Raw genomic sequence first — 23,382 nt, forward strand, 5'->3', positions numbered from 1 at the left:
GGCGGCGCGCCTTCAGTCGCTGCCGACGCGCGTCTCGCGCGTCTTCAACCGGTAAAGCGGCGAGCTGTACCACTCCACCAGCCGGTCCCCTTCGAAGCGTACCCACGAAGGGCCGTACTCCCATACCGTGCTGCCCTGGCGGGTGGGCGCGCCCTGCACCTGCAGCACCGCCTCCATGTCCATCCCCATGACGAGGTGGTCGGGTCCGGACTTGGGCGGTGCGTAGACCACGTCCACGTCGTCCGGTTCGTCGGACGAGGCGGTGGAGTGGTTTTCCCAGGCCGTCCAGAGCAGGCCGCCCGCGAGCACGCACAACGCCACCATCAACCAGCCGCTGCGCGCGCGCGCTGTCGCTTCGCCGGACGCCGGCGGCGTCGCCACCGCGGGAGACGGCGTCTGCGCGGGTTCGGCGGAGTATGGCGCGTCCGTGATCGCCTCCGTGGTCGCGCCCGGGAGGCGCCCATGCCGTGCATGGAAGCGCAGCGCCTGCTTGTACAGCGTGATCAGCTGCGCCAGCTGTCGTGCGTTGTCGGCGGAATCGCCCACCTGCCGCCGGTCGGGATGCAGTTCCGCCACGCGGCGCCGGTACGCGTGCTTCAGCTCGTCCAGGCCGCAGTCCGGAGGCAGGTCGAGCTGTGCGTAGAGGCGGGTGAAGTCGTTTTCCATCGTGCATGTCCTTCCGCACCACATCCTAGCGGGCTGGCGTCGCATTTGCAGCCGCGTCCGATGTGGCCTGAACCCGCGCCGGCATGCGTTTAGTGGGAAGAACACAGGAAGTCGCCAGTGGCTTGGCAGGAACGGGGGCAGCGGTTGAACGCATTCGATGAAAAAAACGGCGACTGGCAGGATCTGCTGGTCGGTGCGAATGTCCGGTTCGAACTGCCGGGCCACCTGGCCGCGAAGGCTTCCAGCCAGCGGACGCAGTGCGCACCCCTCGCCGTGGCGACGTTGGCGCAGGCAGCGGCAGGCACGGGCCACGCGCCCGGCGACATCGCGCTGGCGCTGTGGGCGGCGGTGATCGCGCGGTTGTCCGGACAGGACGATGTGGTGATCGGTACGGTGGTCACGGAGGCGGATGCCGATGCGCCGCGCTTCCTGCCCGTGCGTTTCGGCATCGGGCCGGAGACCACGCTCGCGGAGTCGCTGGCGCAGCGGCAAGCGCAGCGCGCGAATGCGACCCTGCAAACCGGACTGACGGCGCGGGCGCTGGGCGAGCTGCTGCTGCCGGAAGCGGGCAGCGACCGTGCCGGAACACTGCAGGCCGGCTTCGCCTGGATGCCGGCGGACGACGTGCCCTGGTGGCAGGTCGGGCAGGCCAGCGAACTGGCGTTGACGGTGGAGGCATCGCCCGAGGGGCATACCGCCACGCTGTGCAGCGCCAACGGCGCCTTCGCCGAGGAAACGCTGGCGTCCTTCCTCGCGTACTGGTCCAACCTGCTGCAGGACCTCGCGATCCATCCGCAACTGCCGCTGGCCCGGCTGGCCCTGCTGCAACCGGAGCAGGCCCACGCCGCCATCGAACATGGCAACGACACGGCGGAAGACTATCCGGCCGCCACCGGCGTGCATCGCCTGTTCGAGACGCAGGCGGCGCGCACGCCGGGTGCGGTGGCGGTGGTGCAGGACGCGCGCACGCTGACCTACGCGCAGTTGAACGAACGCGCCAACCGGTTGGCGCGCCACCTGAAACGGCTTGGCATCGGCGCCGACGACCGCGTCGCGATCTATGTCGACCGCGGCATCGAGATGGTGCTGGGCCTGCTGGCGGTGCTGAAGGCCGGCGCCGCCTACGTGCCGCTCGACCCGACCTATCCGTCGGACCGGCTGAGCTACACGCTGTCCGACAGCGAACCGCGCGTGCTGCTGACCCAGTCGGGCATGGAACAGGATGCGCGCGACGTGCTGGGCGAACTGCCGCCGCAGCTTGCGGTGATCGACCTGGGCGAAGCCTCGCCACCGTGGTCCGGCCTGCCGTCGCACGACCTGGACGATGCCGAGTGCCCGCTGGACGCGGCGCACCTGGCCTACGTGCTCTACACCTCCGGTTCCACCGGCAAGCCCAAGGGCGTGGCCATGCCGCATGGCCCGCTGTTCAACCTGATCCAGTGGCAGCTGCGCCAGCCAGGCGCCGACGCGCCGCTGCGCACGTTGCAGTTCGCGGCGCTGGGGTTCGACGTGGCGTTCCAGGAAACCTTCGCCACGCTGTCCACCGGCGGCGCGCTGCACCTGATCGACCAGGCCACGCGCCTGAGCGCGGGCAAGCTGTTCGAGTTCATCGTGGCGCAGCGCATCGAGCGCATGTTCCTGCCGTACTTCGCGCTGCAGATGCTGGCCGAGGGCCTGGAGAACCACATCGCGGCGCTGCCGCCCGGCGCGCGCGTGCAGTGCGACCTGCGCGAAGTGATCACCGCCGGCGAGCAGTTGCGCATCGAACCGAAGATCGTGCGCTTCTTCCAGCACATCCCCGGTTGCCGCCTGCACAACCATTACGGCCCCACCGAGACCCACGTGGTCACCGCGCTGACGCTGGCGGAGGACCCGGCCGAGTGGCCGCGCCTGCCGACCATCGGCCGTCCCATCGCCAACGCGCGCGTCTACCTGCTCGATCCGCATGGGCGGCCGGTGCCGCAGGGCGTCGTCGGCGAGTTGTACCTGGCCGGCCCGGTGGTCGCGCGCGGTTATCTGAAGCGTCCCGACCTGAGCGCGGAACGCTTCCTGCCCGATCCGTTCCGCGCCGACCTGGACACGCGCATGTACCGCACCGGAGACATCGGCCGCTGGCTGCCCAACGGCGAGCTGGAGTACCTGGGCCGTCAGGATTTCCAGATCAAGATCCGCGGCTTCCGCGTGGAGCTGGGCGAGATCGAAGCGCAGGTGATGGCCTTCCCCGGCGTGCGCGAGGCCGGCGTGCTGGCGCGCGAGGACGTGCCGGGGCTGAAGCGGCTGGTGGCCTACCTGTCGCCGGTGGACCGCGACGCGCCGGTGGACCTGGAGCGCCTGCGCCAGCACCTGGTCGCGCAGCTGCCGGACTACATGGTGCCGGTGGCCTACGTGCAGATGGACGCGCTGCCGCTGTCGCCCAACGGCAAGCTGGACCGCGGCAAGCTGCCGGCGCCGGGCCGGCAGCGCCCCGAATGGGCCGGTGTGTACGCCGCGCCGCAGGGCGACGTGGAGACGGCGCTGTGCGCGATCTTCGCCGACGTGCTGGACCTGGAGGAACTGGGCCGGCACGACAACTTCTTCGACCTGGGCGGCACTTCGTTGCTCGCGATCCGCGTGCTGGAGGCCGTGCGTCGCCGGCACCTGGGCGATGTCTCGGCGATGGCGCTGTTCCGTTCGCCCACGCCGGCGCAACTGGCGGCGGCGATGGCGGGCGATGCGCGCGCGCCGATCGAGGCCGCGCGTCTTTCCATGCCGCGCCGCGCGCACGACGAACCCATCGCCATCGTCGCGATGGCCGGCCGCTTCCCCGGCGCGCCGACGGTGGAGGCGTTCTGGGACAACCTGTGCGAAGGCCGCGACGGCGTCAGCCGTTTCGGCGCCGCCGAACTCGATGCCAGCATTCCCGAGGCGGTGCGGCAGAATCCGGCCTACGTGCCGGCGCGCGGCGTGTTCGAGGACGTGGACAAGTTCGACGCGGCGTTCTTCGGCATCTCGCCGAAGGAAGCCGAACTGATGGACCCGCAGCAGCGCGTGTTCCTGGAGCTGTGCTGGGAATGCATCGAGCGCGCCGGCCATGTGCCCGACGCCGCCGAAGTGCCGGTGGGCGTGTTCGCCGGCATGTACAACGCCAGCTACTACCAGCGCAACGTGCTGGCGCACCCGGACCTGATCGAGAAGCAGGGCGCGTTCCAGGTGATGCTGGGCAACGAGAAGGACTACATCGCCACGCGCGTTTCGCACAAGCTCAACCTGACCGGCCCGGCGATCAGCGTGCACACCGCGTGCTCCACGTCGCTGGTCGCGATCAGCGAGGCGGTGGACAGCCTGCGCGCCGGCCGTTGCGGCATGGCGCTGGCCGGCGGCATCGCGGTGACCTGCCCGGTGCGCAGCGGCCACGTCTACCAGGAAGGCGGCATGCTGTCGGCCGACGGCCGCACGCGCAGCTTCGACGCGGCCGCCACCGGCACGGTGTTCAGCGATGGCGCGGCGGTGGTGCTGCTCAAGCGCCTGTCCGATGCCATCGCCGACGGCAATCCGGTCTACGCGGTGATCCGCGGCTCGGCGGTCAACAACGACGGCGGCCACAAGGCCAGCTTCACCGCGCCCAGCAGCGAAGGGCAGGCGGCGGTGATCGCGATGGCGCAGGCCGACGCCGGAGTGGAGCCGCGCAGCATCGGCTACGTCGAGACGCACGGCACGGCCACGCCGCTGGGCGACCCCATCGAGATCGAGGGACTGACCCGCGCCTTCCGCCTGGGCACCGACGACACCGGCTTCTGCGTCGTCGGTTCGGTGAAGAGCAACGTCGGCCACACGCTGATGGCGGCCGGCGCGGCCGGCGTCATCAAGACCGCGTTCGCGTTGCAGCACCGGCGCATCCCGGCCACGGTGCATTTCACCCAGGCCAACCCGGTCATCGATTTCGCGCGCACGCCCTTCACGGTCAACGGGCGGACGCACGACTGGCCGGCGCAGGAAGGGCAGCCGCGCCGCGCCGGCGTCAGCTCGTTCGGCGTGGGCGGCACCAATGCGCACGTGGTGATGGAAGAAGCGCCGGCGCTGCCGCCGTCCGAACCGGCCACCGGCGCGCAGTTGCTCGTGTTGTCGGCGCGCACGCCCGCGGCGCTGGCGCAGGCGGTCGCCCGGCTGGCGGACCACCTGGAAGCGCAGCCTGCGCAGAACCTGGCGGACGTGGCCTGGACGCTGGCGGTGGGCCGCAAGGCGTTCGCGCACCGCGTCGCAGTGGCGGCGGAAACGGTGGAAGCCGCCATCGGACAGCTGCGCAACGCCGACCTGGCCGCAGCCGCGGCCAAGAGCCGGCCCGTGCAGGCGGCCGACGTGGTGTTCATGTTCCCCGGCCAGGGCTGCCAGTACGCCGGCATGGGGCGCACGCTGCACCAACGCGAACCGGCGTTCCGCGAGGCGTTCGACGAATGCGCGCGGGTGCTGGACGTCGAACTGGGCCGGGACCTGCGCGGCATCGTGTTCGGCGACGACGCCGATGCGATGCTGCCCACGGCGATCATGCAGCCGGCGATCTTCAGCATCGAGTATTCGCTGGCGCGCTGGTGGATGGCGCAGGGCCTGCAACCGGCGGCGATGGTCGGCCACAGCGTGGGCGAGTTCGTCGCCGCGACGCTGGCCGGCGTGTTCGCCTTGCCGGACGCGCTGCGGCTGGTGGCACGCCGCGGCCGCCTGATGCAGGCGCAGCCTTCCGGCGCGATGCTGTCGGTGCGGCTGCCGCTGGATGCGCTGCTGCCGCGGCTGCCGGCGGCGTTGTCGCCGGCGGCGGAGAATGCGCCGGGCGCCTGCGTGGTCGCCGGCCCGCACGAGGACGTCGCCGCGTTCCAGCGGCAACTGGAAGGCGAGGGCGTGGCCTGCCGCGCGCTGAAGACGTCGCATGCCTTCCATTCGTCGATGATGGACGCGGTGGTGCCGGTGTTCCGCGCGGAGGTCGAAGCGCTGACGCGCAACGCGCCGCGCATCCCGATCATCTCCACGGCCACCGGCGACCGGCTGGACGAAGCTTCCGCCACGTCGCCCGACTACTGGGCGCGCCACCTGCGCGAGCCGGTGCGCTTCTCCACCGCCATCGCCAGGGCATTGGACGTCCCCGGGCGCGCGCTGCTGGAGATCGGCCCGCGCAACACCCTGGCCACCCTGTCGCGCCAGCAGCCGCTGCTGCAGAAGCAGCGCATCGCCGCCGTCGCGTCGCTGGCCGACGCCGCCGACGGCGAGCATGCCCAGTTGCTGGGCGCCTGGGGCCAGCTGTGGAGCCAGGGCGTGGCGCTGTCGCCGCAGCGGCTGGACCGCCGTGCGCAGCGCCGCCGGCTGTGCCTGCCGACCTATCCGTTCGAGAAAAAACGTTATTGGGTGGAACCGCAAGCCGCGGTGGCCAGCAATGTCGTTCCCCATCCCACCATCGTCGCGCGCGCGACCCTGGAGCCCCTGATGTCCGTCGTGTCCGAACCCGTCGCCCCCGTCATCGCCGACCGCAAGCCGCGCCTGGTGGCGCAGTTGAAGGAGGTGTTCGAGGATGTCGCCGGCTTCGACCTGTCCGATGCCGACGGCGACGCCAACTTCATCGAACTGGGCCTGGACAGCCTGATGCTGACCCAGGTGGCGTTGCAGTTGCAGAAGGAGTTCCCGGTCAAGATCACCTTCCGCCAGTTGATGGGCGAATGCGCCAGCCTGGATCGCCTGGCGCAGACGCTGGACGCGCAGCTTCCGCCCGAAGCCGCGCCCGCGCAGGCCGCGCCGGTTGCCACGGCACCGGCGGCAACGTCGGTGCCGGTGACGCCGGTGTCGTTGCCGCCGGTTCCCGCCGCCGCGCCGGTGGCGTTCGCGCCGGCGGCGATGCCTGCCCACGCGATGGGCGGCGACGGCGATGCCCTGCGCGGCCTGATCGCGCAGCAGATGCAGTTGATGTCGCAGCAGCTGGCCTTGCTGGCCGGTGCGGTGCCGGCGGTGCCTGCTCCGATTGCCGCATCTGTTCTGGTGGCGGCACCTGTCCCGGTCGCGCCCGCCGCTGCCGCGCCCGCACCGCAGATCGCAACGCCCGCACCCGCCGCCACGCCGACGGACGAGGAAGCCACCGCGCTCGCGCACACGCGCTACGACGTGAAGAAGGCCTTCGGCGCCATCGCCCGCATCGACGCGGCCGGCGGCATCGAGCTGAACGCCCACCAGCGCGATCGCCTGGACGGTTTCATCCGCCGCTACACCGCGCGCACCCCGAAGTCGAAGGCCTACACCCAGCAGCACCGCCCCCACATGGCCGACCCGCGCGTGGTCACGGGCTTCCGTCCGCTGACCAAGGAGATCGTCTACCAGATTGTCGTCGAGCGCTCGAAGGGGTCGCACGTGTGGGACATCGACGGGCACGAATACGTCGATGCGCTGAACGGTTTCGGCACCAGCCTGTTCGGCTGGCAGCCGGATTTCGTCGTCGATGCGGTCAGGCAACAGCTCGACGACGGCTACGAGATCGGCCCGATGCATCCGCTGGCCGGCGAGGTGTCGCAACTGGTCTGCGAACTGACCGGCCACGACCGCGCCGCCTTGTGCAACACTGGTTCGGAAGCGGTGCTGGGCGCGATGCGCATCGCGCGCACGGTGACCGGCCGCGAGACCATCGTGGTGTTCTCCGGTTCGTACCACGGCATCAACGACGAAGTGATCGTGCGCGGCACCAGGAAGCTGCGCGCGGTACCCGCTGCGCCGGGCATCCTGCGCAACACGGCGGAGAAGGTGCTGGTGCTGGACTACGGCACGCCGGAGACGCTGGAGATCATCCGCGAGCGCGCGCACGAGCTGGCCGCGGTGCTGGTGGAGCCGGTGCAGAGCCGGCGCCCGGACTTCCAGCCGGTCGAGTTCCTGAAGGAAGTGCGCAGGATCACCGCCGAATCCGGCGCGGCGCTGATCTTCGACGAGGTGATCACCGGCTTCCGCTCGCACCCGGGCGGTGCGCAGGCGCTGTTCGGCATCAAGGCCGACCTCGCCACCTACGGCAAGGTCGTCGGCGGCGGCTATCCGATCGGCGTGATGGCCGGCAAGCGCGAGTTCATGGACGCGCTGGACGGCGGCTACTGGCAGTACGGCGACGCATCGGTGCCCACGGTGGGCGTGACCTACTTCGCCGGCACCTTCGTGCGCCACCCGCTGACGCTGGCGGCGGCCAAGGCCTCGCTGCTGCACATGAAGGCGCACGGCGCCGCCCTGCAACAGAAACTCAACGAGCGCACCACGGCGATGGCCGAGGAGATCAACGCGTTCTGCGAACAGGTGGGCGCGCCGGTGCGGATCAAGCACTTCGCCTCGCTGTGGCGGACGCATTTCGACGAGGACCATCCGCTGCAGGACCTGCTGTTCGCGATGATGCGCAGCCGCGGCATCCACATCCTCGACAACTTCCCGTGCTTCTTCACCACCGCGCACAGCGAGGCGGATTTCCAGGCCATCATCCAGGCCTACAAGGAATCGGTGCAGGAACTGCAGGAAGCCGAGCTGCTGCCGCGCAGCGCGGCCACCTCGCGCACGGTGATGGATGCCGGCCAGCCCGTCGTGGCGGGCGCGCGCCTGGGCCGCGACCCGGAAGGCCGGCCGGCCTGGTACGTGCCCAACCCCGAAAGCCCCGGCCAGTACCTGAAGGTGGGCGCATGAGCGAGCCGATGGCCGTGCGGCGGAACGCGACCGTGGCCGTCGACTACGATCCGTTCGCCGGAGGCGCGCTGACGCGCGTGGTGCCGACCACCGAGCCGCAGCGCGAACTGTGGCTGGCGGCGCGGCTGGGCGACGATGCGTCGCTGGCCTACAACGAATCGGTGTCGCTGCACCTGCGCGGCGCGCTGGACACTGCCCGCCTGCAGCAGGCCCTGCAGGCCGTGGCCGAGCGCCATGACGCGCTGCGCGCCAGCTTCGGTCCGGACGGCGAGACCTTCTGCGTGCTGGAACCGGCGCCGCTGCTGCTGCCGTTCACCGACCTGTCCGGACTGGGCGAGGCCGAGCGCGCGGCGCAGCTGGCCGAGCGCAGGCGCGCCGGCGTGGAAACGCCGTTCGCGCTGGAGCAGGGCCGCCTGTTCCGCGCCGAACTGCTGCAACTGGCGCCGCAGGAACACGTGCTGCTGATGCACGCGCACCACATCGTCTGCGACGGCTGGTCGTGGTGGGTGATCGTGCGCGAGCTGGGCGCCGCCTATGCACAGGCTGCCGGCAGCCCCGCCGGCCTGCCCGGGGCGGAAAGCTATGCCGACTACGCGCTGGCCGAAGCGCTGCATCCCGCCGGTCCCGAGTTCAGGCGCGACGAGCAGTACTGGCTGTCGCGCTTCGCCGGCCAGGCGCCGGTGCTGGAACTGCCGACCGATCGCGCGCGTCCCGCGCGCCGCAGCTTCGCCTCGCAGCGCGAGGACTACGTGCTCGACGCGGACCTGGTGGCGGCGGTGCGCCGGCTGGGTGCGCGGCGCGGCGCCAGCCTGTTCGCCACGCTGCTGGGCGGCTTCGCCACGCTGCTGTCGCGCATCGCCGGGCAGGAGCAGGTGGTGGTGGGCATTCCCGCCGCCGGCCAGTCGGTGGACGGCCACGACCACCTGGTCGGCCACTGCGTCAACCTGCTGCCGCTGCGTTTCGACCTGCAGGCCGGCGACAGTTTCAATGCCGTGCTGGACGGCGCGCAGGACGTGCTGCTGGATGCCATCGAGCACCAGCGCTACACCTTCGGTACGCTGCTGAAGAAGCTGCGCATCGCGCGCGATCCCGCGCGGCTGCCGCTGGTCAGCGTGATGTTCAACATCGACCAGGCGCTGGACCAGGAGAAGAGCGGCTTCCCCGGCCTGGCCCTGGATTTCGCCACCAATCCGCGCCGGTACGAGAACTTCGAACTGTCCATCAACGCCGTGCAGGTCGATGGCAAGCTGCGGCTGGAAACCCAGTACAACACCGACCTGTTCGACGCGCAGACCGTGCGCCGCTGGCTGGCCGCCTACGAAAGCCTGCTGCGCGCCGCCTGCGAAAACCCGGACGAGCGCATCGCGCGGCTGCCGCTGGTGGGCGCGCCGGCGTTCGCCGAACTCGCCGCGCTGCAACCCGAGGCCACCGCCTTCGATCGCAACTGCCGCATGCACGAGCATTTCGAGCGCCAGTGCGACCGCGCGCCGGACCGCACCGCCGTGCGCAGCGACGAACAGGCGCTGAGCTACCGCCAACTGGAGGCGCGCGCCAACCGCATCGCCCACCTGCTGCGCCAGCGGGGCGTGCAGCGCGGCGCGCTGGTGGGCCTGGCGATGGACCGCGGCGCCGACATGCTGGCCGCGCTGCTGGGCATCCTCAAGGCAGGCGCCGGCTACGTGCCGCTGGACCCGCAGTTCCCGGCCGACCGGTTGGCCTACATGGCCAGCGATGCCGGATTGGCGGCGTTGCTGACGCAGCAGCGCCACGCTGCGCAGTTCGATCTGCGCGGCCGCCCGGTGCTGGCGCTGGACGGCCTGGCGGACGAACTCGCCGCGCAGCCGGAGCGCCGCCTGGGACGCGATGCCGGCGCGGCCGATCCCGAATCGCCCGCCTACGTCATCTACACCTCCGGTTCCACCGGTCGTCCCAAGGGCGTGCAGGTGCCGCACCGCGCCGTCTCCAACTTCATCGCCGCGATGCAGGCCGAGCCCGGCCTGGCCATCGACGACCGGCTGGTGGCGGTCACCACGCTGTCGTTCGACATCGCCGTGCTGGAACTGATGCTGCCATTGAGCGTGGGCGCCGAAGTCGTCCTCGCCGGCAAGGACACCGTGATCGACGGCGCGGCGCTGTCGGCGCTGCTGCAGTCCTCGCGCGCCACCGCCATGCAGGCCACGCCGGCCACCTGGCGCCTGCTGCTGGAAGCGGGCTGGCCGGGTAGCCCGGACTTCAAGGCGATGTGCGGTGGCGAACCGCTGCCGCCGGACCTGGCGCAGGCGCTGCTGCCGCGCTGCGGCGAACTGTGGAATCTGTACGGTCCCACCGAGACCACGGTGTGGTCCACCTGCATGCGCGTGCGGGCGGGGCAGGGCGGCCTTCCCGACATCCACATCGGCCGGCCCATCGCCAACACCCAGGTCTGGATCCTCGACGAACACGGCCAGCCGTGTCCGCGCGGCGTGCCGGGCGAAATCTGCATCGGCGGCGAAGGCGTCACCCTGGGTTACCTGGCGCGGCCGGAACTAACCGCCGACCGTTTCCTGCCCGACGCGTTCGCGGACGCCGGCAAGGGCTTCGGCACCGGCATCGCCGCGCCCACGCTGTACCGCACCGGCGACCGTGGCCGCTGGCGCGCGGACGGCAACCTGGAACACCTGGGCCGCCTGGATTTCCAGGTCAAGGTGCGCGGCTACCGGATCGAGCTGGGCGAGATCGAAAGCACGCTGCTGGCGCATCCCGCGCTGTCGCGCGCGGTCGCGATGGCGCGCGAGGACCGTCCCGGCGACGTGCGCCTGGTCGCCTACGTGGTGCCGGCGCCGTCCATCGAGGTGACCGATGCCACCCTGATCTCGCACCTGAAGCAGCGCTTGCCCGACTACATGGTGCCGCAGCATTTCGTGCGCCTGCCGTCGATTCCCTTGCTGCCCAACGGCAAGGTGGACCGCAAGTCGCTGCCTGCCCCGGAACCGGCGCAGGCGGCGGCGAACGCGGCCGTGGCCGTGGCGACGGAGCCGGCGCGGCCGCGCGACGCTTTGCAATCGCGCGTGCTGCAGGCGATGGAGGACGTGCTGGGGCGTCCCGGCCTGGGCATGGACGATGGTTTCTTCGAGTTCGGTGGCCATTCGCTGCTGGCCGCGCAGCTGTGCGCGCGCCTGGGCCGCGAACTGGACGTGCAGGTGCCGCTGCGGTTGCTGTTCGACGCGCCCAGCGCCCAGCACCTATCCGATGCATTGCGCGAGAAGGTGGCCCAGCCGCACGAATCGGCCTCGGCGGCGCTGGCCGTGCCGCGTCGCGCCGACCCGTCCACCGCGCCGATGACGCTGATGCAGCAGCGGCTGTGGGTGTTCGAGCAGATGGAGCCGGGCGGGGTGACCTACAACACGCCGTCCGCGCACCGCCTGCACGGGCCGATGGACGTGCAGGCGTTCGAGCGCGCGTTCCAGGAAATGGTCCGCCGGCAGGCCTCGCTGCGCACGATCATCGTGCCCGACGGCGATTCCGCCGTGCAGAAGGTGCTGGACCGCGTCGACATGCCGCTGCTGCCGCTGACCGACCTGTCGCACCTGCCGGAACCGCAGCGCATGGCCGCGCTGATGGAGGATCTGGAGGCGCAGACCGCGCAGCCCTTCGTGCTGGACCAGGCGCCGCTGTTCCGCGCCAGGTTCTACCGGTTGGGCGCAGAGGACCACGTCCTCTATTTCATGACCCACCACATCATCTGGGACGGGTGGTCGTTCGACGTGTTCTACACCGAGATGTCCGCGCTGTACGAAGCGTTCGTCGCCGGCGAACCGTCGCCGCTGCCCGAACTGGAGGTCAGTTACGGCGACTTCGCCGCGTGGCACCTGCAGCGCCTGGAAGGCGACGCCCTCCAGCGGCAGATCCAGCACTGGAAGCAGCACCTGGCCGGCGAACTGGAACCGCTGCACCTGCCGGAAGACAAGCCGCGCCCGGCCAAGGGCAGCGGTAACGGCGGTACCGACTGGGTGCACGTGGACGCGGCCACCACCGAGGCGCTGCGGCAGGTGGGCACGCGCGCCGGCGCGACGCTGTTCATGACCGTGCTGGCCGCCTACTACGTGCTGCTGCACCGGCTCAGCGGGCAGGGCGACCTGGTGGTGGGGCTGCCGTTCCGCAACCGGCATTCCGAGGCCATGGAAAAGGTCATGGGTTTCTTCGTCAACATGCTGCCGTTGCGGCGCCGGCTGGATCCGGCGATGCCGTTCCTGCAACTGGTGCAGGAGATCAAGGCCGGCGTGGTGGAGGCGTTCGAGTATCCGGACGTGCCGTTCGAGCACCTGGTGCGCGAACTGAAGGTGCCGCGCGATCCCAGCCGCTCGCCGATCTACCAGGCGCTGTTCTCGTTCCAGGACGTGCGCGCGCGCAACCTGCGCTGGGGCGAACTGGAGCATGAACATTTGTTGATGTTCCAGAAGGGCATGACCCACGACCTGGGCATCTGGTTCCTGGAGCACGGCAACGGCCTGTCCGGCGCGATGGGCTACAACACCGACATCCTGTCGGCCGATGGCGCGCGCGCCATCGGCGACCGCTTCGTCACCCTGTTGCAGTCGCTGTGCGACCAGCCGGAGCAGGCCATCGGCGATGCCAACCTGCTGTCGGAGCACGACCGCTCGCAGCTGGCGAGCTGGAATTCCACCGCCGCGCCCACGCCGCCGCAACGCACGATGCATGCGCTGCTGGCCGCGCAGGCGGCGCGTGCGCCGGAGCGCGTGGCGATCCGTTTCGAGAACCGGTCGCTGACCTACGCGCAGCTGGACGCGCGCAGCGCACGCATCGCCGACGCACTGGTGCAGCAGGGCGTGCGGCCCGGCGACCGTGTCGGCGTCTGCCTGGACCGCACGCCCGACCTGGTGGCCGCGATGGTGGCCGTGTGGAAGGCGGGCGCGACCTACGTGCCGCTGGATCCAGCGTATCCGCCGGACCGCCTGCATTTCATGGCCGAGGACGCGGGCCTGCGCCTGATCGTCGGCGAAGGCGATCTGGCCACGCCGCTGCGGTGGCCGCGCGAGCGCCTGTTGCTGCTCGATGCCGATGCGGCATCGATCGCGGCCGCGCCGGAGGTGGCCGCGGTGCGCGAAAACACGCTGGGCACGGCGGACACCACCGCCTACGTCATCTACACCTCCGGTTCCACCGGCAAGCCCAAGGGCGTGTGCGTGCCGCACGGCGCGGTGGTCAACTTCCTGGCCAGCATGGCGCGCGAGCCCGGCCTGCGCGAAGACGATCGCTTGCTGGCCGTCACCACCACCTCGTTCGACATCGCCGTGCTGGAACTGTACGGGCCGCTGTCGGTCGGCGCCGAAGTGGTGCTGGCCAGCCGCGAATCCGCCCTGGACGGCGAGGCGCTGGCGGCACTGATCCGCGACCACCGCATCACCGTGATGCAGGCCACGCCGTCCAGCTGGCGCCTGCTGCTGGACGCGGGCTGGCCCGGCAGTCCCGGTTTCAAGGCCCTGTGCGGCGGCGAACCGCTGCCGCAGGATCTGGCCGCCACCCTGCTGCCGCGCTGCGCCGAGCTGTGGAATATGTACGGTCCTACCGAAACCACGGTGTGGTCGACCTGCTCGCGCGTCGTGGCCGGTGCCGCGGGCGCCGTGGACATCCATATCGGCAAGCCGATCGCCAACACCACGGTGTGGGTGCTGGACCCGCGCGGCATGCTGTGTCCGCCGGGCGTGACCGGCGAACTGTTCATCGGTGGCGATGGCGTGACCCAAGGGTATCTGGACCGTCCCGAGCTGACCGCGGAACGCTTCGTGCCCGACCGCTTCGTCGCCCGCGGCAATGCGGCGTCGCCACGGTTGTACCGCACCGGCGACCGCGGCCGCTGGCGCCCGGATGGCGTGCTGGAGCACCAGGGCCGGCTGGACCACCAGGTCAAGATCCGCGGCTACCGCATCGAGCTGGGCGAAATCGAATCGCGGCTGGCGGCCGATCCGTCGGTGTCGCGGTCGCTGGTCATCGTGCGCGAGGACCGGCCCGGCGACGTGCGGCTGGTGGCGTACGTGGTGGCGGCCGCCGGCCGGCGCATCGACGAAGCGGCCTTGATGGCGTCGCTGCGGCAGGCGCTGCCGGGCTACATGGTGCCGCAGCACCTGCTGGTGCTGGATGCGATTCCGTTGCTGCCCAACGGCAAGGTGGACCGCAATGCCTTGCCCGCGCCGCAGGCGCAGGCGGCGCCCGTCCCCGTCGTGGCGGCGGCGGCGCCGGCGGCGGTGGTTCCCATCGCGCAGCCGGCCGCGCTCGTGGCGATGGCCGCGGCGGGCGCGGACGAGGACCCGCGCGTGTCCTACATGGTGCTGGTGTGGTCGGAAATCCTGGGGATTCCCGCTTCCGCGCAGGACAATTTCTTCGACCTGGGCGGGCATTCGATGCTGGCCGTGCAGATGGCCAACCGGGTGGCGCGCGATACCGGCTTCCGCATCAAGCTGATGCCGCTGGCCACGCAGACGCTGGAACAGATCGCGATGACGCTGCCGGCGGCGCAGTCGGCAGGGAATGCGCGCAAGGGCGGCTGGGGTGGACGCATGCTGAAGGGCATCACCCGCCTGTTCGGCGGAGCAGGGCAGAAGCGCTGATGGTGCAACCGCTGTATTTCGGCCCGCCGCAACGGACGCTGCTGGGCATGCGGCATGGTCCCGGCAATGGCGCCGACGCCGCGCGCGCTGTCACCGTGGCGCCGCCGCTGCTGCAGGAAGGCATCGCCACGCAGCGCGCGCTGTGGTGGCTGTGCGAGCAACTGGCCGGCGCGGGCGTGTCCTCGCTGCGCTTCGACTGGTACGGCAGCGGCGATTCCGGCGGCGCGTCGCAGCAGATGACGCTGGAAGGGCTGGCGCAGGACGCCGCCGCCGCCGCTGGCTGGTGGAACGGGCGCACGCCGCACCGCGTGCGCCAGTTGGGATTGCGCAGCGGCGCGTTCGGGCTGCTGCTCGCCGCTTCGCATTCGGCCGAACCGGTGGACCTGGTGCTGTGGGACCCGATCCTGTCCGGCGCCGCGCTGCTGGCGGAGTGGAAGCGCATGCACCAGGCGCAGCTGACCGGCGTGGGCCGCTATCCGTTTTCGACCACCGGACCGGGCGAAGACGATCTGCTCGGTTTCGATCCGGATGCCGCCTTCCTGCGCGCGCTGCACGATTGCGACCTGCACGATGCGTCGCTGCCCGCGGGCAGTCGCGTACTGGTCACGGGCTGGGAGCCGGGCGAAGGCATGCAGGCGTGGATCGACCGACTGGCGCGGTCGGGCGTGCGGGCGGAGTGGTGGCCGCTGGACACCGGCGACGCGCCGGCATGGGACGACCCGATGCAGTTCGAGAACCAGTTGTTCCCGCGCCGCGCGGCGGCCAGGCTGGCGGCGCGTCTGGCGGAGGTGGGCGAATGGGCATGATGCCGTCGCAGTCCGAGGCGGGATTGCTGCAGGAAGGCGGGGTGGTGGAGACGGCGCACGTCTTCGGCGAAGGGCTGGTCGGGATACTGGCGCGCCCGCGCGAGGTGGGCGACGCGCGTCCGGCGGTGATCCTGCTCAACGCGGGGCTGGTGCATCGCGCCGGTCCGTTCCGCGTCTACGCGCAGCTGGCGCGCGCGCTGGCGAGCTGCGGCTTCGCGGTGCTCCGCTTCGACCAGTCGGGCCTGGGCGACAGCGCCAACGGCGTGGGCGTGGTCACCGGGCCCGAGCGCAAGCATGCCGAAGCCGATGCCGCGATGCGCCTGGTCGCCGAACAGACCGGCATCGGCCGCTTCGTGCTGGCCGGCATCTGCTCCGGCGCCGACGACGCCTTCCGGTTGGCCGATGGCGATCCGCGCGTGGCCGGCATCGTGCTGATGGACGGCGTGGCGTACCGAACCACGGGCTACAAGCTGCAGCACTACGCCCCGCGCCTGCTCGATCCCGGCAAGGTGCTGCGCGGCGTGGGGCGCATGCTGCGGCGTGACGATGGCGCGCGCGCGCTGGACGAAGGCGATTTCCGCGACTTCCCCCCGCAGGACGAAGCCATCGCGCGACTGCGCCGGCTGGTGGAACGCGATGCGCGCGTGCTGCTGCTGTATACCGGCGGCGCCTCGCGCTATTTCAACCATGCCGGGCAGGCGAGGGAGTGCTTCGGGCCGGTGATGGACGCGCCGCAGGTCGGGCTGGAGTACTGGCCGGATTGCGACCACACGTTCTACCTGCGCAAGGATCGCCTGCGGCTCAACACGCGGTTCTCTTCCTGGCTCAGGGCGCAGTTCCCGGCGGTGCGCTGAGTTCAGGCCCCAGCCGCGTCCTCCTCGCCCGCCGCGCGTTGCCTGAGCACGCGCGCCGGGATGCCGCCCACGGTCGCCCCGGCGGGTACATCCGACAATACGACGGCATTGGCGCCCACGCGACAATGGTCGCCCAGCGTCACCGCGCCGATGATCTTTGCGCCGGCGCCGACGAAGACGTGGTTGCCCAGGACGGGAGAGACGTACTTCTCCGCGCCGATGGTCACCTGGTGTTCGATGTAGATGTGCGCGCCGCCGCGCACGCTGCCGTTGATCACCACGCCCTGGCTGTGGATCAGCACGAAGCACGGGCCGAAGTCGGCATGGCGGCCGATGATGCACTGGCCGAAGAAGGCGTTGAGCTTGTTGAAGACCATGGCCAGGGGCGCCAGCCGGTGGCGCTGGCACCATTGCATCAGCCGGTAGCACGCCATCGCGAAAGTGCCGTCGGTCAGCAGCGCCTTCGCCAGCGTGCGCGGGCGGTCGTCGCCGTAGCACCAGCGCGCCTTCGCCTTCAGGTCCTCGACAAACAGCATGGCGTCTCCCGCGCAGCGATCATTGGCCGTCGCAGCATACGTGGGCGGGCTGCGAGCGTCATCACCCGGACGCGTGCCGTCGGCGCGCGGGCCGTCCCGGCGGGCAAGGTGGCCGGACTGCGGCCCCGCATGCGTTTCATGGTGTGTTGGAGACATTGCCGGACGGCAGGGAACAGGGGTCGAGATGGGGGAGCCGCGGGTCATCGCATCGTTATCCGGGCCGGCCGCCGCCGTGCGGCGGTACGCCGGTGCGCGTCGCTCGCGCTCCTGCCACTGAAGGAGCGAACCATGGCGGATGCATCCGGCGCCGGCAGGCGCCAGCAACTGGCGCGCTGGTGCCATCGAGCGAACGTGCTGCCGCTGGTGGGCAGGTTGCGCGGCCTGTTCCTCAGCGATCTGCGGATACTGGCGTACCATCGGGTGCTGGATTGCAGCGATCCGGCCGGGTTCGATTTCGACCTGGAGCTGATCAGCGCCTCGACCGAGGCTTTCCGCGAACAGATGTCGGCGATCAAGCGCGATTTCGTGCCGATGCGCTTCGACCAGGTGATCGATTGCCTGGACCAGGGCGAACGCCTGCCGCCGCGGGCCACGCTGATCACCTTCGACGACGGCTACGACGACAACTACCGGGTCGCCTTCCCGATCCTGCGCGACCTGGACATGTCGGCGATGTTCTTCGTGTCCACCGGCCATATCGATTCCGGCGCGCCCTATGCGTACGACTGGGCGGTGCACATGATCTGCCGGACGCCGGACGACCGGCTGCATCTGCCGGAGGCCGGCATCGATTGGGCCTTGCCGGGCGACAACGCGGGCCGGCGCGAAGTGGCCAATCGTTTCCTGCGCGAGCTGAAGGGCTTTCCCGCGCCGCTGCAGGAACGGCTGATCGCGACGATGGAGCGGGAATGGGCGATGCCGCGCGCGCCACATGCGGATTGCCGCCCGATGTCGTGGGCCGAGGTGCGGGAGATGCAGGCCGGCGGCATGGAGATCGGTTCGCACGGCGTGCACCACCGCATGCTGGCCAAGATGCCGCGCGAGATGATGATCGAGGAGATCAACGAGTCCAAGCGCATGCTGGACGACCACCTGGCCGCGCCCGCGCAGGTGCTGTCCTATCCCGTCGGCGGCTTCGACGCCTACGACGAGACGGTGGTGGAAGCCGCGCGCGCGGCGGGCTTCCGCTTGGCGTGCAGCTACGTGCCGGGCACCAGCGTGCTGAGCGAGGACACGTTGTATGCGTTGCGCCGCCTGCACGTGGAGCGCTACGTGGATGCCGCCTGGTTCCGCGGCATGGTGGAAATGCCGGAGCTGTTCGGATGACGCGAAGGCAAGTAAGGGCGCTTGGCCGGATCCGCACATGTTCCCGATGATGATGATCTACCTGGTGCTGGTGATTATCCGGCCCCAGGATTATCCGGCGTTGCAGGATGCGATCCCGGTGCCGCTGCAGCAGGTCGCCCTGCTGGTGGCGGGCGTGGCGTGGCTGATGTCGGGCCGGCGCATGAACAGCGGTCCGCAGAACGTGCTGCTGCTGGCGTTCATGGCGGCGATGATGCTGTCGGTGGCCTTCAATGGCTGGGTGGGCGGGGCCGTGCAGGTGCTGCGCCTGTTCGGGCCGGTGGTGCTGTCGTATTTCCTGCTCTGCAACGCGATCTTCACGCGCGGCCGCATGAAGATCACCATGGCCGTGTTCAGCCTGTGCGCCACCGTGCTGGCCATCCACGGCATCGGCCAGGCGCAGACCGGCACCGGCTGGACCGGCATGACCCTGTCGCAGGGCACGCGCATCCAGTACGTCGGCATCTTCAGCGATCCCAACGACCTGGGCATGCTGTTCGTGATGTGCGTGCCGATGGCGATCTACCTGGGGCAGGGCGGCGGCTGGCTGGGCCTGAAGCGCCTGTTCTGGTGGGCGGTGGCCGCCACGCTGGTCTATGGCATCTACCTGACCGATTCGCGCGGCACAGTGCTGGCGCTGCTGTGCGTGTTCGGCGTGTACGTATGGCTGACGCGCGGGCTGGTGCTGGCCGGCAGCCTGGGCGCGATGGCGCTGGTCGCCCTGATGGCGATGCCGTCGCGCATGCAGGAACTGGAAGTGGGCGAGGAATCGGCGATGGACCGCGTGTATTCCTGGTACGAAGGCATGCAGATGTTCAGGGAAAACCCGATATTCGGCGTCGGCACGGGCGCATACACCGAGATCTACCAGCTCACCGCGCACAATTCGCTGGTGCTGGTGCTGGCCGAGATGGGCATCGTCGGCTTTACCTTGTGGTTGATGTTCATGGGCTACAGCTTCTGGATGATGATCAGGATCATGAAATGGCGGCCGACACGGGCCATGCTGGAGGACGAGGAGAACTTCGGCCCCGAGGTCCTGCACGAGTGGATGCAGGACCGTGCCATCGCCTTCGTCCTGTTGCTCTCCCTGTGCGCGTTCTCGGTGTGCGCCTTCTTCCTCAGCCGCACGTACGTGTCGATCCTGTATCTGTTCGTGGCCCTGGTGGTCGCCCATTTCGCCTGGGTGCGCAGGCGCTATCCGTGGGTGGCGGAGCTGCGCATCGGCCAGCACCTGTTGGCCTGGCCCGTGTTGTCGGCATGCGCCGCCATCGGCATGTACATGGTGGTTCGCATCCTGCTGGTGCTGGCATGACCGTGTCCTCCTCCATGCTCAGCCGCACCATGTTCTCGACGATCGCGATCTACACCGAGTTCGTGATCGGCATGCTGGTGTCCATCCTGATCGCCCGGCACCTGCAGCCGGCGGGATTCGGCACCTACAGCGTGGCCGTCTGGATGGTGGCGCTGGGCGTGGTGCTGGCCAACTCCGGCACCGGCACGGCCGCCATCAAGTTCGTCGCCGAACTGCGCGGCAGCGGGGACACCGCGCTGATCGCGCCCACGCTGGCCTACATCCGGCGCGCGCAACACGTCTTCCTGGCCGTGGTGCTGGCCATCGGCGGGGCGGCGATGCTGTTGGCGGGCGACCATGTGGTGCCGGAATTGCACCATGGACTGCTGACGGCATTCCTGGCGGTCTCCGTGGTGGTGCGCTCGCAGTACATGCTGAACATCGGCGCGGCCAAGGGCTTCGAGAACTTCCGCGTGCTGGCGGTGGTGGCGGGGGTGTCCGCGCCACTGACCCTGCTGATGGTGGCGGTGGCGGCCTGGCTGGACGCGCCGATCGAGGCGTTCCTGGGCATCTTCGTGCTGTCCGGTGTGGTGCTCTACCTGATGTCGCGCCGGCACGTGGCGCGGCTGATCCCGCCTTCGCCCGAGGGCATCGTGCTTCCGCCGGAACTGCTGGCGCGCGTGCGCCGGCACATGCGGTTGACCGCGGTCACCGTGAGCCTGGGCTTCCTGATCGGCAGCGAGATCGAAGTGCTGTTCCTCAAGATGTACGCCAGCGAAAGCATGGCGGGCCAGTTCAAGGTGGCCTACCAGCTGGCCAGTGGCGCGACGCAGCTGGTGCCGGGCGTGTTCGGTGCGATCCTGTTGCCGATGATGGCCAATGCGCTGAAGCAGAGCACGGAAGTGGCGGCGCAACGCTTCGTCACGTCCACCCGCTATCTGGCCCTGCTGGCGGCGCCGCTGATCGCCTTCGGCATGCTGTTTTCAGGCGCCATCGTCACCGTGCTGTACGGGAAGGCGTATGCGCCGGCCGGGCCGGTGTTCGCCGCCTGCCTGATGGGATTGGCCATCACCACCGCGACGCAGGGAGGTTCCAGCCTGCTGGTCAGCGCCGACCGGCAGACCAGCATCCTCAAGCTGCAGATCGTGCTGGTGATCCTGAAGCTCGCGCTGGGCATCGCGCTGATCAAGCTGTATGGCCTGGCCGGCGCGGTCTACGCCTTCTGGGTGGTATCGCTGGTATACGTGATGGTGGTCATCCGGCTGGCGATCCACACCTGCGGCACGTCTCCGCAGTGGGGCAAGCTGTTCCGCATCGCCCTGGCCGCGGTCATCGCCGCCGCCGTGGCCTATCCCGTGCTTCACCACCTGCCCGCCGTCGCGGCGATCCTCACCGGCGGCCTGGTGGTGTCCCTGGTCTACGTGTTGCTGACCTTCGCGTTCAACTGCTGGAGCCAGACGGACATCGAGCAGATGCAGGCGCTGCACGGCCGGCTGGGCAGGCGACGCATTCCGGCCGTGGATTTCCTGCTGGACCGCGCCCGCCAGCGTGCCTGACCCGGACGATCCGCCAGGCTGGCCTGAGCCCCCCGTGCTTCGCGTTTATCTGGAGCAATAGCACGCGGCCATGTCCGGTCCGCACCGTAGGGGGAATGCGTTGGGTACTCTGGCTTGGTTGTTGATCGCTTTGCTGGCGTTGATCGTGCTGGCCGCGAGCGGCATCTACGTGCTGTTGCGCATGCGCAACATGCAGATATGGATCGCGGACTACCTGCGGCCGCGGAAGCCGATGCGCGCCGAAGGTCCGGTGCACGTGCTGTTCTGCTTCGTCGACCACTTCGAGCCGATGTGGAAGGGCGCCGACCTGGACACCGAACGCGCCCGCGTGGACCGCTGGTGCCGCGACTACCGCGCGCTGGCCGGCCGCCACCGCGACGCCGATGGCCGCCCGCCGCAGCACAGTTTCTTCTATCCGGAAGAGGAATACCGCAAGGAGCACCTGGACAAGGTCGCGGCGATGTGCGCGGACGGCTTCGGCGAGATCGAGATCCACCTGCACCACGACAACGATACCGAAGCCAATTTCCGCGAATGCATGTCGCGCTTCGCCAGGACCCTGAACGAACAGCACGGCGCGCTGCCGGTGGACCCGGAAACCGGGCAGGTGAAGTTCGCCTTCATCCACGGCAACTGGTGCCTGGACAACTCGCGCAAGGACGGCCGCTGGTGCGGGCTGAACAACGAGCTGATCCTGCTGCGCGAACTGGGCTGCTATGCCGATTTCACCCTGCCCGCCGCGCCCAGCGAAGCGCAGACTTCCACCGTCAACCGCATCTACTACTCCGAGGACGACCCGCGGCGGCCGAAGTCGCACGACCGCGGCGTCCCCGTCCGCGTGGGCGGAAAGGCCAGCGGCGACCTGATGATCATCCAGGGCCCGCTGGCGCTGAACTGGAAGAGCCGTCGGATGGGCGTGGTGCCGCGGATCGAGAATTCCGACATCCGCCGCAGTTCGCCGCCGACGCCCGACCGCGTGGACGCCTGGGTCAAGGCCGGCATCCACGTGGAGGGACGGCCGGAATGGATCTTCGTCAAGATCCATACCCACGGCACGCAGGAACCGGACATGGACACGCTGCTCGGCGAGCCTTGCGAGAAAATGCACCGTTACCTGGAAGAACGCTACAACGACGGCGTGAACCATGTGCTGCACTACGTCAGTGCGCGCGAGATGTACAACATCGTCAAGGCCGCCGAAGCCGGCCTGGGCGGCAACCCGCACGATTACCGCGACTACGCGCTTCCGCCGCCGCCGTCGTCGTGGGCGGGCGCGCGCAATCGCGCCGCGCAGGAGGCCGCCGCGTGAAACGGGTGCCGGGCAGGGTGAGCGTGGTGATGCCGGCCTACAACGCGGCCGAAACGCTGGAAGCGTCGATGCAGTCGGTGCTGGGGCAGTCGCACGCCGACGTGGAACTGCTGGTGGTCGACGACGGCTCGCGCGATCGCAGCCGGGAAATCGTCGAGGAGGTTTCGCGCCGCGACCGTCGCGTCACCGGCATCGCGCTGACCGCCAACGGCGGCGTCTCCACCGCGCGCAATACCGGCATCGAAGCGGCCAGCGGGGAGTACGTCGCCTTCCTGGACAGCGACGACCGCTGGCACCCGGACAAGCTGAGGATCCAGCTGGAGGCGATGCGCGGCGCCGGCGCGCAGGTGGGTTACACGGCCTACCAGCGCGTCGATGGCGACGACCGCGTGCTGTCCACCGTGCATCCGCCGGCCAGCGTGGACTATGCCGGCATGCTGAAGGGCAATTGCATCGGCAACCTGACGGGGCTGTATGCGCGCGCATTGGGCGAAGTGCGCTTCCCCCGCGCCGGCCACGAGGACTACGTGTTCTGGCTGCGCGTCGTCCGCCTGGCCGGCAAGGCGGTCTGCACGGATCCGCTCGACCCGCTGGCGTACTACCTGGTGCGCCCGGGTTCGCTTTCCGCCAACAAGTGGCGCGCCGCCCGTTGGCAATGGCGCATCTACCGCGACTTCGAGGGCATTGGCGTGCTGCCGGCCAGCTGGTACTTCGTCAACTACGCCGCCAACGCGGTGATGAAGCGGATGTAGC

Annotated in this window: 11 protein-coding genes; 9 read left to right on the forward strand and 2 right to left on the reverse strand. The window is 70.0% G+C overall.

Annotation, left to right across the window (positions count from 1 at the left end):
- Nucleotides 1-12: 12 nt before the first annotated feature.
- Nucleotides 13-666 (reverse strand): J domain-containing protein, encoded by a 654-nt coding sequence (locus AAD027_RS06315; protein ID WP_341725165.1) that lies wholly within the window; start codon nt 664-666, stop codon nt 13-15.
- A 144-nt stretch (nt 667-810) separates the two neighbouring features.
- Here AAD027_RS06315 and AAD027_RS06320 point away from each other — a divergent pair, with 144 nt between their 5' ends.
- Genes AAD027_RS06320 through AAD027_RS06335 form a run of 4 tightly spaced genes read left to right on the forward strand, consistent with a single transcriptional unit; the run spans nt 811 to nt 16,590 of the window.
- Nucleotides 811-8,325, forward strand: coding sequence for an amino acid adenylation domain-containing protein (locus AAD027_RS06320; RefSeq protein WP_341725166.1), 7,515 nt, complete (start codon nt 811-813; stop codon nt 8,323-8,325).
- Nucleotides 8,322-14,930 (forward strand): amino acid adenylation domain-containing protein, encoded by a 6,609-nt coding sequence (locus AAD027_RS06325; protein ID WP_341725167.1) that lies wholly within the window; start codon nt 8,322-8,324, stop codon nt 14,928-14,930. Before AAD027_RS06320 ends, AAD027_RS06325 begins: the two co-directional genes overlap by 4 nt.
- Complete coding sequence (locus AAD027_RS06330; protein WP_341725168.1) at nt 14,930-15,736, forward strand: alpha/beta hydrolase family protein; 807 nt, start codon at nt 14,930-14,932, stop codon at nt 15,734-15,736. The genes AAD027_RS06325 and AAD027_RS06330 overlap by 1 nt, the downstream gene beginning before the upstream one ends.
- Nucleotides 15,736-16,590, forward strand: a complete 855-nt coding sequence (locus AAD027_RS06335; RefSeq protein WP_341725169.1) for a serine aminopeptidase domain-containing protein — start codon at nt 15,736-15,738, stop codon at nt 16,588-16,590. Before AAD027_RS06330 ends, AAD027_RS06335 begins: the two co-directional genes overlap by 1 nt.
- Before the next feature lie 2 nt (nt 16,591-16,592).
- On the opposite strand, the gene AAD027_RS06340 is transcribed toward AAD027_RS06335, so the two are convergent.
- The gene (locus tag AAD027_RS06340) at nt 16,593-17,126 is read right to left on the reverse strand and encodes a serine O-acetyltransferase (protein ID WP_341725170.1); all 534 of its coding nucleotides are present in this window, start codon (nt 17,124-17,126) and stop codon (nt 16,593-16,595) included.
- 288 nt (nt 17,127-17,414) lie between these two features.
- Between AAD027_RS06340 and AAD027_RS06345 the strand changes: the two genes are divergently transcribed.
- The 5 genes from AAD027_RS06345 to AAD027_RS06365 all read left to right on the forward strand — a co-directional run bounded on the left by AAD027_RS06345 (nt 17,415) and on the right by AAD027_RS06365 (nt 23,381).
- Nucleotides 17,415-18,452, forward strand: coding sequence for a polysaccharide deacetylase family protein (locus tag AAD027_RS06345; RefSeq protein ID WP_341725171.1), 1,038 nt, complete (start codon nt 17,415-17,417; stop codon nt 18,450-18,452).
- Between the two features lie 37 nt (nt 18,453-18,489).
- Nucleotides 18,490-19,785: an O-antigen ligase family protein gene (locus AAD027_RS06350; RefSeq protein WP_341725172.1), complete on the forward strand. Its 1,296-nt coding sequence runs from the start codon at nt 18,490-18,492 to the stop codon at nt 19,783-19,785.
- Complete coding sequence (locus AAD027_RS06355; RefSeq protein WP_341725173.1) at nt 19,782-21,320, forward strand: oligosaccharide flippase family protein; 1,539 nt, start codon at nt 19,782-19,784, stop codon at nt 21,318-21,320. The genes AAD027_RS06350 and AAD027_RS06355 overlap by 4 nt, the downstream gene beginning before the upstream one ends.
- A 121-nt stretch (nt 21,321-21,441) precedes the next feature.
- Nucleotides 21,442-22,629 carry a hypothetical protein gene (locus AAD027_RS06360; protein ID WP_341725174.1) on the forward strand — a complete coding sequence of 396 codons (1,188 nt, stop codon included), beginning with the start codon at nt 21,442-21,444 and terminating at the stop codon, nt 22,627-22,629.
- Nucleotides 22,626-23,381, forward strand: a complete 756-nt coding sequence (locus AAD027_RS06365; protein ID WP_341725175.1) for a glycosyltransferase family 2 protein — start codon at nt 22,626-22,628, stop codon at nt 23,379-23,381. Before AAD027_RS06360 ends, AAD027_RS06365 begins: the two co-directional genes overlap by 4 nt.
- Nucleotide 23,382 lies beyond the last annotated feature (1 nt).

Source organism: Pseudoxanthomonas putridarboris (assembly GCF_038321125.1).
Lineage (GTDB): Bacteria > Pseudomonadota > Gammaproteobacteria > Xanthomonadales > Xanthomonadaceae > Pseudoxanthomonas_A > Pseudoxanthomonas_A putridarboris.